Raw genomic sequence first — 12,471 nt, 5'->3', positions numbered from 1 at the left:
AAACCCCTCTTTATAAAGAGGGACTTATAAAAAGCGGAGCAAAGCCTCCCTTTATAAAAGGGAGATTTAGAGGGATTAAAGATTAAAAAACCGATTTCTAAAAAATATGTGGAGCTTTGAGCAATGTCTCATCAATCGAATTTAATTAGCCAAGATATTTTGGCGTATTTAAAACAGCACGAAAACAAAGATCTACTGCGCTTTTTAACTTGCGGTAACGTAGACGATGGTAAATCGACATTAATTGGTCGTTTGTTGTATGACTCAAAATTGATTTATGAAGATCAATTACAAGCCGTGACTCGTGACTCGAAAAAAGTCGGCACTACGGGCGATGCACCTGATTTAGCTTTATTGGTCGATGGTTTGCAAGCCGAGCGTGAGCAGGGCATTACCATTGATGTGGCTTATCGTTATTTTTCTACTGAAAAGCGTAAGTTCATCATTGCCGATACACCTGGGCATGAGCAATATACACGTAACATGGCAACAGGTGCATCGACTTGTGACTTGGCGATTATTTTGATTGATGCGCGTTATGGCGTACAAACTCAGACCCGTCGTCATACTTTTATTTCTAGTTTATTGGGCATTAACAATATTGTGGTTGCCATCAATAAAATGGATTTGGTGGATTATTCAGAAGCACGATTTAACGAAATTCAGACGGAATATGCGAACTTTGTGAATCAACTGGGTGATCGTAAACCATCGAATATTATTTTCACGCCAATTTCTGCCTTAAATGGCGATAACGTGGTGAACAAGTCTGAGCATACCCCTTGGTACACAGGCGATACTTTAATGGGAACATTGGAGTCGGTAGAAATTAACCGTAACTCGGCTCAAAATGATTTCCGTTTCCCTGTGCAGTATGTCAACCGTCCAAACCTTGACTTCCGTGGTTTCTGCGGCACGATTGCATTGGGCGATATTCATGTGGGTGACCGCATTGTGGCATTGCCATCGGGTAAAAGCTCGACAGTAAAAGAGATTGTGACTTTTGATGGCAATCTTGAACATGCAATTGCAGGTCAAGCAGTTACCCTAACACTGAACGATGAAATTGATATTTCACGTGGTAATGTGTTGGTGCGTGAAGATCAAGTGCGTCCTGAAATTTCACGTGCTGTAAATGCCACTGTGGTGTGGATGGCTGATCAGCCACTATCTATTGGCAAGCTGTATAACTTAAAAGTGGGTACACAAACTGTGCCTGCAAAAGTCACAGCCATTCATTACCGTACCAATGTGAATACTTTGGAACAGGTGCAGGTTGAACAGCTTGAACTGAATGCAATTGCCAATGTCACCATCGAATTTGATGCGCCTGTGGTATTTGACCGTTATCAAGACAGTCGTTATACGGGTTCGTTTATTTTCATTGATCGTTTAAATAACGTGACCATTGGCGCAGGTATGGTTGAAGCTTGCGTAGAATGGACTGCACACAGTACACCTGTAACAGCCGAAGACCGTGCTGCACGTTTGGGTCAAAAACCTGCAGCGGTATGTGTACCAAGCCAAGCACTTGAACAGGCACAAGCACTTGAAAGCTTGCTGATTCAGCAGGGTATTGTTGCCATTGCCAAAGCAGGTTTAGATGCTGCGCAGGTTGCATTACTCCGCGAAACGGGCATTGTGGTCATTAGTGATGTAAACAGTGGTGCAGATGCAGAGTTGACTGCGACAGCTACAGAAGAACTGGCAGAAAAAATTATTGCCCTAGTTCGCTTATAAAATTAGATTCGTTTATAAAATCGAATCCACATCCCCAAAAAACCGCTTTCACCTGAAAGCGGTTTTTTTATGTGCGTTCACTATATTGGAAAGTTTGTTTTTTAAGTGTGTTCTAAGGGTTCGCCATTGAGATGTTTGAGCATGGGTGTGAAGTGCCCATAGCTAATTTTTTGAGGTTGTATTTCAAAGCCATTTTTTTCATAAAAACTTAAAGCAGTCTGTGTGCTAAATACACTCATGTGCGATACATTTTTGCGCTTTAAATCGCTTATTGCTTCAAATAACAAGGCTTGACCAATACCGCGTTGTTGTACTTCGGGGGCAATGGCATGTTTTAAAATTTGCCCGCGATCACTCATCATAATAAAGCCAACCACCATATGCTGTAAGACATAGACCCAACAATTGTTGTAATGCAGCAGCATTAAAATATTTTCATAGCTTTTATTTTCTAGCCATGCCTGAATTTTGGCTTCATTGCGTTGATGATCTTGAATACAAGAGCGAATACTGGCGTGTAATACCGCAACCAAATTGGCGACATCTTGAATTTGTGCAGCTCTAATCATCTAGGCTTAGGGTGATAGATAAAAACAAGGCTCTATTGGAAGCGAAAAGTGTTTAAAGAAATAGCAGAAAATTGTTGTGTTTTACTGCGTTATACTGCAGCACAAGTCCTATTTTTAAGGCAATCGGTATCATTGTGTAATTGAGCATTGCACTTTTTAGCGATGCATGGATGGAATCATCTGTTAAAGCATAAGCGTTGAAGCGTGCAGCAGCGAATAGACGCTAAGCCCTGAAATGGTTATACTTTATTGAAACGCCTGAAATAAGAGCGAAGACCAAGATGGCAAAACTATTGTTATGGATTTTGTTGTTGATTGCCGTATATGCAGTCTGGAAAGTCTGGTTCAAAATAAAAATTAATCGTACTTTTCAGCAAAGCTGTCAAGATATTGCCAATATTGTCCAAGACCCGATTACCCACAAAACACCGCGCCCTGTTCGTGAGGTGGTGGAAGAAGTTGCCGAATACGAACAGCAATTATTTGATGATATCGCAGAAATATTTTTAAGCTTAAAAGTATCTAGTCGTAACCCTGAAGATGCCGAAACTATTCAACAAGAAGTGCTGAATAAAATGCCTGCCAAAGCACATACGCAAATTCGTCAGTTAGACTTGGGGGAGTGGTCAATTTACTGGAGTTTTTACGAGCAATCCCTTGAATATTTTGTCGGCAAATACGGAGTTTTTATTACCCATGTAGACCGCTTTGGGCAAGAGCATAAATACAATAATTCAGAGCAGTTTCAAACAGATTGATTTTCATGCCTGATTTTCTGTTTATGATTTTACAGAGGTTTCTTGAAAATTAATTGCAGCATCTTCTTGTCAGTAAAGTGTTTGGTTAAATGTTGAGTTTTGCGCTATTTTCCCGAAAAGAGGTATCATGCCTTTTTCTTTTACATAGGCAGCATCAATGTCAGTTTTAGAAATCATTGCTGTGTTGATTAGTGTTTTAGGCGTGACCTTAACCATTAAGCGACATATAGCTTGCTGGGTGGTGAATTTTATTGCCTGTTTGCTGTATGCCTATTTGTTCTTTGAATATCAATTGTATGGCGAAACGGTATTACAAACCCTATTTATGGGCATGGCTGTTTATGGTTTTTTCCAGTGGAAAACTGCACAGCAGCAAAAACAACATATCATCATTCAAAGCTTGCCACTCTCTAAAATGTGGCTGCAAATTGCACTGAGTAGCATACTGGGTTTACTGTTTGGGCTAAGTTTAAAGTGGTGGACGCAGGCTTCACTGCCTTTATTGGATGCACAACTGGCAGCTATGAGTCTATTAGCAACCTATTGGACCAGTCGTAAATACTTGGCTACATGGGTGTTATGGATTGTGGTCGATCTGGTGTATATCGGCATGTTTATTTACAAAGAGTTGCTGTTAACGGCTGTGTTATATGCAGGTTTTGTGGTTCTTGCTTATTTGGGCTGGCGTGAATGGCATAAAATCCGACAACAACATGCGGCACATTCTGCGGTGTGATGGCGTGTAGCGATGAGCAATTTAATTGATTTTAAACAGGCGCAGCTTAAACAATTTGATTTATTGGCATTGGATATTTTAGCGTATCCTGAGCGTTATTTACAGTTTGATTCGATTGCAGATTTTTACCAAGCCCAGTGGTTAGATGATTTCCCCAAAGGGACGACATGGTGTTCCACAGGACTAGATGATGGCGCAGAACATTTTTATGCCAAAATTGAATTTTATGGGCATTATTTAACTATTTATAGCCATGAAACCTATGCCGCTGAATTTGGCATCATTCACACAGAATAGACAAAATAGAGTCAATGACAGCAGGCGGAAAAAACATTTTAATAGCCTGAAAATAAAGTTGTATTTAGGATATAAAACAGCTTATACCCGTTGAGCATCAGCCAAATTATATTGCACGATGATGCTAGACCTACTCCATCAATAAACAAAATAAAAGGAACTCAAATGGCTCATCAATTTACTGTAAACGCCACCATTCATGGCGTTTCAATTGACGAATTTAAGCGTTTAGTGGCAGATGTTGCTTTGCATGAAGCAGTCTGCAAGCGTATTCCTGGTGAAAATTTGGAAATTTTAGAATCTAAAAAGAACGGTGATATTTACACTTTACGCCGTGCTTATAATTTAGATGTGAATATTCCAGATATGGCTAAAAAATTATTAAAAGATGCATTTCGTTTAAAACGCAATGATGTGACCCATTTAACGGCGCTTACTTCTACCGTGGAGCTTGGTGCAAACTTGCCTTTAGAAGCTAAAGGCGAGCGTAGTGTGACAGGCAACCATGAAAAAATTGATATTCAATTAAACTGGACAATTAAGGTTAAAGTGCCATTGATTGGCGGCATGTTGGAAAAACATGCAGAAGGGGAAATCCGTCGTTTCAGTGAGTTGGAAATTGGGATTGTGGAAGATGAGCTTAAGAAAAATTTAGCGGCTTAACCCTTCATTTCTACTAGAAAAGATTGCTCTTAAATACATGCTTGGCGCTGCCGTTTTCGGTGGCGCTTTGTTTTTTGGACGTATTGAATTGTGATTGTTGATGCTGGGGTCATTTTACAGTGATCAATTTTTGATTTTTGAAAAAGTTTAGTGCTTGGCTTTATTGCATACAGACTATCGTCTTAATTTATTATTTAAATATAGTATATTTATTATGCTAATATTTTGACCAGATTTAAATTGAGTGTGAGTTCTGCCATGAAATTGATTCAGTTGTTATGTTTATCGGTTTTGCTGACCTTGGCCAGTCTATCTCCAGCAATGGCAGAGAGCAAAAAAGATCCACTTTTTGTCTTGCTTACCAGCAGTGATGCGCACCGCACCAAAATGGCAATTGGCATGAGCAATAACCAATTTGGCAAAGGTCATCCACTGACGATTTATTTGGTCGATCAAGGCGTAATGTTGGCATCTAACCGCTTTGAACATAAATATGCAGAGCATCAGAACATGCTGAAAAGTATTATCGCCAAAGGTGGTGATGTGTATATCTGCAAAATGTGTATGGAGCAGTACGGTGTTGTTGAAGGTGACTTAATGAAAGGTCTGAAATATGCCAATCCAGATGCTATGGGTGAAGCAATTTTCCGTCCAGGCACTCAGACACTGAGCTGGTAATTCGGCTGCTTGAAATGCAAAAGCCTTGTTGAAAAACAGGGCTTTTTTATTGCGGAATTTCTAGCGCATGGCGTATTTTTTTAAACGATAATCCAGTGCAGCGCGGGAAATTCCCAATAAGCGTGCCGCTTCAGATACATTGTGTTTGGCTTTTTGCATCGCGGTGATAATCAGTTGTTGCTCATGCTGTTCTAAATCAAAACCTTCGGTTAAAAGCGTGTCTAAATCTACGCTGTCTTGCTCATCTACAGTATGGTCGCTGTGCATTTGCGGAAACAGGGCATTCAGTTTAATCAGTTGTTGATCTTCCGTCAGTAGTACCGCACGTTCGAGCAGGTTTTCCAGTTCACGAATATTGCCAGGCCACGCATAACTTTGCATAAAGTCAGTGGCTTTTTCACTGACGCCTTGAATTTGTTTGTCATACATTTTTTCAAAGCGTTTTAAGAAATGTGCAACCAATAATGGTAAATCTTCACGGCGTTCACGCAGCGGTGGAATCTGCACAGGAAAAATGTTTAAACGGTAATATAAATCGGCACGGAAACGACCTGCTTTAACCGCTTGTTCTAAATCTTCATTGGTTGCAGCAATCACGCGAACATCAATATGACGGGTTTGCGAATCTCCAACGCGTTCCACTTCACCTTCTTGTAGCACACGCAGCAAAGCCGCTTGAGCGCGTGGCGAAAGTTCAATCACTTCATCTAAAAAAATAGTACCGCCATGGGCGCGTTCAAATTTACCTAAGCGTGATTGATGTGCACCTGTAAATGCACCTTTTTCAACACCAAACAGTTCAGATTCAATCAGTTCAGGTGGAATTGCCGCGCAGTTGACCGCAACAAAAGCATGTTCTTTACGCTGACTCAGTTCATGCACACCACGGGCAAAGGCTTCTTTCCCGACCCCTGTTTCACCTTGCAGCAAAATGGAAACTTTGGCACCTGCGGCTTTTTTGAGTAAGTCACACACCCGCTGATAAGCCGCCGATTGTCCGACTGAGCTGAACATGCTGTAGTCATTTTTACTGGTGGCATAAATCGACTTTTTCAGTTCATACAATTCGGCTTGCAGTGCAATGAGTTCCTGTTCCATCGGTTCAGGCGACATGAACTGAATCAGCTCATCGGCATTTTCCCATTCACTGAGTTGTTTACCAATAATACGGCAATGCTCACGCCCGCAGGCTTTACATTCCACTTCCTGATAAATAATGGTCATGCCTGTGGCAAAACTGCTGTAACCGCAAGCATAGCCCAGCAGCATCCAGCAGGAAGGTTCGTGACTCAGTCCAAATTGCTCAACATGCACATCGGCTTCAAAAGAGTTATGCCAGTTTAAGTCTGCATAAAACTGTTTTTTCTTTTGATTTAAAATCAATTGATTGGCAGAAACTTGCACCATGCCACGAATACCGTGCATTTGCGGCCCTGCCATAAAAGCCTGTTCTTCAATTAAACCTGGGCGCATTTTAGTAGTGACTTCTGCATCTTTCAGACCTGCCTGATAGCCCAAACGAATAAAAAAGCGTTTGGTGCGTTCCATTCCAATCATATTGACAAGGTCTTTACGCAAATAGCCCATGATGCTGGTATGCATCAGCAACATGCGATATTCATCAAACCAGATTTGTCCACGCTCAGTGTCAAAATGTAGTTTGGAAAGCAGGTCGTGAATTTCCTGAGGATGACCTGCATATTTGCCGCTGCTGTCGTATTTTACTCGTACCATGCGCCGTGTTTAATCCATTAAATTCGAGGCTGTTTAGCCATCTTATGCAAATTCGTGAATATTCAATAATACCTAAACAGCATCATGCCAAACCTTAAAGGTATTTAGTTGTATCTATATGTTTTTGTTGTTTTTATTCCGTCTTTATCATAAGCGAATTGCATAAAGCCCAAGGGTAAATTTTTGTATCTGTACGGGCTGTATTTCATCAAATCATGAAATCTTAAATTTTTTAAACATCAAAATTCATCAAATCATGAAATCCAAATTCTTATAAAAACACTCAGATTTTTTAAGTTGCTGTTTTTCAATGTTTTTATAAAGTTGGCACGCTTGTTGTAATAGTAAAAGTAAGCAACAGATGCATGAAGCAACTGAAGCAAGTTCTGAATGAATCAGATCTTGTAGGAGAACAATATGAAGGATGCAACAGGCGCATTGCCCTTAACCAAATATATTCGGGTAACGGGCGATATTAATGCCGCATTTGTCGAGTTCGACTTTGCCATTCACGATCCCACTTTATATGTGGAGTTGGTGTTACCGCAGCAAGCATTCCGCGAGTTCTGCGCAACCAATCAAGTGGTGGAAATGAGCGAACAACAGCAAGCCGTGAATGATGCTGAAGAAGACAAATGGCGTTACGGCATTGAACACGACACTTTAGTCGGTGCACAGCGATACAACATTGATCATGAAGATCAACACTGAATGCTTAAGGAGATAAGCGATGACTTTAGAAATTAAAACAGCGGGTATTGAGCCAATTCGTCAAAACTATGCCTATATTGAGCGTCGTTTTGGCAACAAGCCAGCCACCCGTTATCAGGAAGTCAGTTTTGATATTCAGGCGGAAACCAACTTTCACTATCGTCCGCTGTGGAAACCTGAAAAAACCTTAAATGATAAAACCCATACTGCAATTGAAATGCAGGATTGGTACGCATTTAAAGACCCGCGTCAGTTTTATTACGGAACTTATGTGCAGCATCGTGCGCGTTTGCAGGACATTGCCGAAAGTAACTTTAGCTTTTTTGAAAAGCGTCAGTTGGCAGAGCATATTTCTGAAGATGTCAAAGCCAAAGTGATTGCCTTGTTTTTGCCGTTTCGTCATATCGAACAGACTGCCAATTTACACATGATGTCGGGCAGTGCTTATGGTTATGGCACGGTGCTGACCCAAGCCTGTATTTATGCTGCGATGGATCGTTTAGGGATGGCGCAGTACATCTCACGGGTTGGTTTGGCACTCGATGGCAACACGGGCGAATCTTTAATTCCAGCCAAACAAGCATGGATGCAGGATGAAGCATGGCAAGGACTGCGCAAGTTGTGTGAAACCAGTTTGATCGAGCAGGACTATTTCAAACTGTTTTTATTACAAAACTTGGTGATTGACAGCTTTATGAGCGAATTGGTTTACACCCAATTTGATCAATGGTTGGCACAGCATCAAGCACGTGACTTGGCGATGCTGATGGAATTTATGCAGGAAGCCATGGCAGATTTACGCAAATGGTCAGACAGCGTATTTAAAACCGCAGCTGCAGAATCTGCACATAACAAACAATTGTTGAGCCAGTGGTTAGCCGAATATTTACCTGAAGTGAAAGCGGCATTTGCAGCGTGGGCAGCTGAGGCGTTGTCTGCAGATGCAGTCGACATTGCAGAACAAAAACTGCTGGAACGCAGTAAAAAAATTGGCATCGAACTCGAACAAATTTTGCAGGCTTAAGGAGAAGCAGCATGTCTAAGGTTTATCTCGCATTACAGGACAATGACACGTCGCGCTACATCATTGAAGCGATTGAAGAAGACAACCCAGATGCCACGATTCAATATCTGCCAGCCATGATTCGGGTAGAAAGTGAAACAGGTCTGATTGTTAAAGCAGAAACGGTATCTGAAAAACTTGGACAAGATTGGGATATTCAGTCTTTACAACTCAACATGATTACGTTGGGCGGCAACGTCGAAGAAGATGATGACAGTTTCCGTTTGCACTGGAACTAGGAATAAGGATGTGCACTGAGCCAATTTGAGTACAGTGCCGCCAGAACATATTGCTGCATAGATTGCCGCTAAAAAATTTAAGGATGATGAGCATGAATTCACAAGTTAAAACCCCAGCAAAAAAACTGAATGCCAAAGACCGTTATCGCGCACTTACTCGTGACTTGGATTGGGACTTTTCTTATGCAGACCGCAAAGAAGCCTTTCCATACGAAGAATTTGAAGGCATTAAAATTACAGACTGGTCTAAATGGGAAGATCCATTCCGTTTAACCATGGATGCTTACTGGAAGTATCAGGCAGAAAAAGAGAAAAAACTTTACGCCATTTTTGATGCTTTTGCACAAAACAACGGTCAAATGAACGTGACCAATGAGCGTTATTTGAATGCCATCAAACTGTTTTTAACTGCGGTAACTCCGCTTGAATATCAGGCATTCCAAGGTTATGCACATGTAGGGCGTCAGTTCAGTGGTGTAGGTGCACGTATCGCATCACAAATGCAGTCGATTGATGAATTACGTCACGTGCAGACGCAAATTCATGCCATGAGCCATTACAACAAATTCTTTGATGGTTTTCAGGATTGGTCGCACATGCATGACCGCGTTTGGTACTTGTCTGTACCAAAATCTTTCTTTGAAGATGCGCGTTCAGCAGGGCCGTTTGAGTTCTTGTTAGCCATTAGCTTTGCCTTTGAATATGTATTGACCAACTTGTTGTTCGTACCGTTCATGTCAGGTGCAGCACACAATGGCGATATGGCAACGGTCACCTTTGGTTTTAGTGCACAGTCCGATGAAGCACGTCACATGACTTTAGGTCTAGAAATCGTGAAATTCTTGTTAGAACAACACGAAGATAACGTGCCAATCGTACAGGAATGGATTGATAAGTGGTTCTGGCGTGGGACTCGTCTGTTATCTATAGTTGGCATGATGATGGACTACATGCTGCCAAACAAAGTGATGTCGTGGAAAGAAGCGTGGGAAACCTACTTTGAAGAAGCGGGCGGTGCGTTATTTAAAGACTTGAGCCGTTACGGTATTCGTATGCCGAAATATTCAGAAGTAATTACCAAAGAAAAAGAACACGTGTCGCATCAAGCGTGGTGGATTTTCTATAACTTCGGTCATGCAGCAGGTTTCCATACTTGGATTCCAACCGATCAGGAAATGGATTGGTTATCTGAAAAATATCCAGACACCTTTGACAAATACTACCGTCCAAAGTGGGAGTTAGCACGCAAGATGGAAGCAGAAGGCAAGCGTTTCTATAGCGCAGGCTTACCGCAATTGTGCCAAATTTGCCAAGTGCCAATGACTTTCACCGAAATGGATGGCGATCCGACCATGTTTACGTATCGTGAGTCTGTTTATAAAGGCGAGCGTTACCACACCTGTTCAGATGGTTGTCACGATATTTTTGAACGTGAACCTGAAAAATATGTGCAGGCATGGTTGCCAGTGAACCAAATTCTACAAGGCAACTGTGGTGGCTTAGATTTGGAAAACATGCTGCGCGAATATTATCGCTTCAATGTCGGTGCAGACAACTTGGATATTGAAGGTTCACCAGACCAGCAACGCTGGAAAAAATGGAAAGGTGATGCGGCTTAACGCTCATTCACTATCTAAAGTAAATATCTAAAATTTAAGTTATTTCAAGATTCAAATTTAAAAGGATTTCGGTTTGAGTCATTTGCGGCTCAAACCACCCCAATACGGAGAATGACCATGTCAGTACGCGCTATTCGCCCAGATTACGACTTTGAACCACGCGACCTACAAAAACACTATGGCGACAACATTTTGGTGTATGTGGGTTGGGATCATCACACTTTATATTGTTCTGCACACGCCATGTTGGTTTCGCCGCAGCAAACCTTTCAGGAATTTTTGGATCAGCAAATGCAGGCGGGTTTCCATCAACATCCTGACTTTGAAAACATTAAATGGGATGAAGTGCAATTTACTTTAAACAAACAGGTAATTCAGCCACGCCCTGAACAGACCTTGGCAGAAATTGGCTTCGATCAAAAATCACTACTGCGTTTTGTGACCCCAGGACTGAATGGGTACAAGAGCGCACACGTTTAAAACAGTAAGATCACAACAAAATAAAGACAGCAAAGCACAGTCAGTAAGTACAAGACAGGAGGTCGCAGATGAGCTATCAAGTCACAATTGAGCCAATTGGCACAACCATTGAGGTTGAAGAAGATCAAACCATTTTAGATGCCGCGTTACGTCAAGGCGTGTGGTTGCCATTTGCTTGTGGGCATGGCACTTGCGGCACTTGTAAAGTCCAAGTCACCGATGGTTATTATGATGTCGGCGAAGCGTCACCTTTCGCGCTGATGGATTTGGAACGTGAAGAACACAAAGTGTTGGCGTGCTGCTGTAAGCCTGAATCAGACATGACCATTGAAGCCGATGTTGATGAAGACCCAGATTTCTTGGGATATTTGGTTCAGGATTATCAGGCCAAAGTCCTTGAGGTAAAGGACTTATCTCCAACCATTAAAGGTGTGCGCTTGCAGTTAGACCGCCCGATGGAGTTTCAGGCAGGGCAATACATTAACGTGCAATTCCCGGGTATTGAAGGCACTCGTGCCTTCTCAATTGCCAATGCACCAAGCGAACTAGGCATTATTGAATTGCATATTCGTCATGTTGTGGGCGGCAGTGCTACGACCTATGTGCATGAGCAGCTTGCGGCAGGCGACGCACTGGAAATTTCAGGGCCATACGGACAATTCTTTGTACGTAAATCGGATGATCAGGATGCGATTTTTATTGCAGGTGGTTCAGGTTTATCTAGCCCGCAATCTATGATTTTAGACTTACTAGAGTCGGGTGATACCCGCACCATTTACCTATTCCAAGGTGCGCGTGATGTTGCGGAATTATATAACCGAGAACTGTTTGAGCAGTTAGTCAAAGACTATCCAAACTTCCGCTACATTCCTGCATTAAATGCACCTAAAGCAGAAGACCATTGGACAGGATTTACAGGCTATGTGCATGAAGCGGTTGCCGATTATTTTGAGCAGCGTTGCGGTGGACACAAAGCCTATTTATGCGGCCCACCAGTCATGATTGATGCAGCAATTTCGACCTTAATGCAAAGCCGTTTGTTTGAACGTGATATTCACACTGAACGCTTCTTGAGTGCTGCCGATGGTGCAAGTGGTCAGTCACGTTCAGCATTGTTTAAACATATTTAACACATATTCAAAAGTGGATAGGTGCTGCAATATTGTACTGAGCCTATCGAATTG

At 41.9% G+C, this 12,471-nt stretch carries 14 protein-coding genes; 12 read left to right on the top strand and 2 right to left on the bottom strand.

Annotated features, from left to right (window positions below; all coding sequences use genetic code 11):
- Positions 1-123: 123 nt before the first annotated feature.
- Positions 124-1,740: a sulfate adenylyltransferase subunit CysN gene (cysN, locus tag CF596_RS01210; RefSeq protein WP_096900965.1), complete on the top strand. Its 1,617-nt coding sequence runs from the start codon at positions 124-126 to the stop codon at positions 1,738-1,740.
- 101 nt (positions 1,741-1,841) lie between these two features.
- On the opposite strand, the gene CF596_RS01205 is transcribed toward cysN, so the two are convergent.
- On the bottom strand, positions 1,842-2,309 hold the full coding sequence (locus CF596_RS01205) for a GNAT family N-acetyltransferase (protein WP_096900964.1): 468 nt from the start codon (positions 2,307-2,309) through the stop codon (positions 1,842-1,844).
- Between the two features lie 281 nt (positions 2,310-2,590).
- On the opposite strand from CF596_RS01205, the gene CF596_RS01200 reads away from it, so the two are divergent.
- The 5 genes from CF596_RS01200 (at position 2,591) to CF596_RS01180 (ending at position 5,441) form a co-directional block, all read left to right on the top strand.
- Positions 2,591-3,067 (top strand): hypothetical protein, encoded by a 477-nt coding sequence (locus CF596_RS01200; RefSeq protein ID WP_096900963.1) that lies wholly within the window; start codon positions 2,591-2,593, stop codon positions 3,065-3,067.
- Between the two features lie 157 nt (positions 3,068-3,224).
- A complete protein-coding gene (pnuC, locus tag CF596_RS01195; RefSeq protein WP_004971981.1) occupies positions 3,225-3,803 on the top strand; it encodes a nicotinamide riboside transporter PnuC in 579 nt (192 codons plus the stop codon).
- 12 nt (positions 3,804-3,815) lie between these two features.
- Positions 3,816-4,100 (top strand): hypothetical protein, encoded by a 285-nt coding sequence (locus CF596_RS01190; protein ID WP_096900962.1) that lies wholly within the window; start codon positions 3,816-3,818, stop codon positions 4,098-4,100.
- Positions 4,101-4,265: 165 nt separating this feature from the next.
- Positions 4,266-4,763, top strand: a complete 498-nt coding sequence (locus CF596_RS01185) for a DUF2505 family protein (RefSeq protein ID WP_004971978.1) — start codon at positions 4,266-4,268, stop codon at positions 4,761-4,763.
- A gap of 258 nt (positions 4,764-5,021) precedes the next feature.
- Positions 5,022-5,441, top strand: coding sequence for a DsrE family protein (locus tag CF596_RS01180; protein WP_096900961.1), 420 nt, complete (start codon positions 5,022-5,024; stop codon positions 5,439-5,441).
- Positions 5,442-5,501: 60 nt separating this feature from the next.
- On the opposite strand, the gene mobR is transcribed toward CF596_RS01180, so the two are convergent.
- Positions 5,502-7,175 carry a phenol degradation transcriptional regulator MobR gene (mobR, locus tag CF596_RS01175; protein WP_096900960.1) on the bottom strand — a complete coding sequence of 558 codons (1,674 nt, stop codon included), beginning with the start codon at positions 7,173-7,175 and terminating at the stop codon, positions 5,502-5,504.
- A gap of 417 nt (positions 7,176-7,592) precedes the next feature.
- Here mobR and CF596_RS01170 point away from each other — a divergent pair, with 417 nt between their 5' ends.
- The 6 genes from CF596_RS01170 (at position 7,593) to CF596_RS01145 (ending at position 12,417) form a co-directional block, all read left to right on the top strand.
- Positions 7,593-7,886, top strand: a complete 294-nt coding sequence (locus CF596_RS01170; protein ID WP_004971972.1) for a phenol hydroxylase subunit — start codon at positions 7,593-7,595, stop codon at positions 7,884-7,886.
- A gap of 19 nt (positions 7,887-7,905) precedes the next feature.
- Entirely contained in the window at positions 7,906-8,910 is a 1,005-nt protein-coding gene (locus tag CF596_RS01165) for an aromatic/alkene monooxygenase hydroxylase subunit beta (protein ID WP_004971970.1), read from the top strand.
- Positions 8,911-8,921: 11 nt separating this feature from the next.
- Positions 8,922-9,188, top strand: coding sequence for an MmoB/DmpM family protein (locus CF596_RS01160; protein ID WP_004971969.1), 267 nt, complete (start codon positions 8,922-8,924; stop codon positions 9,186-9,188).
- Between the two features lie 92 nt (positions 9,189-9,280).
- Entirely contained in the window at positions 9,281-10,807 is a 1,527-nt protein-coding gene (locus CF596_RS01155; protein WP_004971966.1) for an aromatic/alkene/methane monooxygenase hydroxylase/oxygenase subunit alpha, read from the top strand.
- 117 nt (positions 10,808-10,924) lie between these two features.
- Positions 10,925-11,287, top strand: coding sequence for a phenol hydroxylase subunit P4 (locus CF596_RS01150; RefSeq protein ID WP_096901043.1), 363 nt, complete (start codon positions 10,925-10,927; stop codon positions 11,285-11,287).
- A 68-nt stretch (positions 11,288-11,355) separates the two neighbouring features.
- On the top strand, positions 11,356-12,417 hold the full coding sequence (locus CF596_RS01145; RefSeq protein WP_004971960.1) for a phenol 2-monooxygenase domain-containing protein: 1,062 nt from the start codon (positions 11,356-11,358) through the stop codon (positions 12,415-12,417).
- The last annotated feature ends 54 nt before the right edge of the window (positions 12,418-12,471 follow it).

Origin of the sequence: Acinetobacter sp. YT-02 (genome assembly GCF_002412355.1) — a bacterium.
Classification (GTDB): Bacteria; Pseudomonadota; Gammaproteobacteria; order Pseudomonadales; family Moraxellaceae; genus Acinetobacter; species Acinetobacter towneri.
This window is presented reverse-complemented; position numbering and strand designations above follow the sequence as displayed.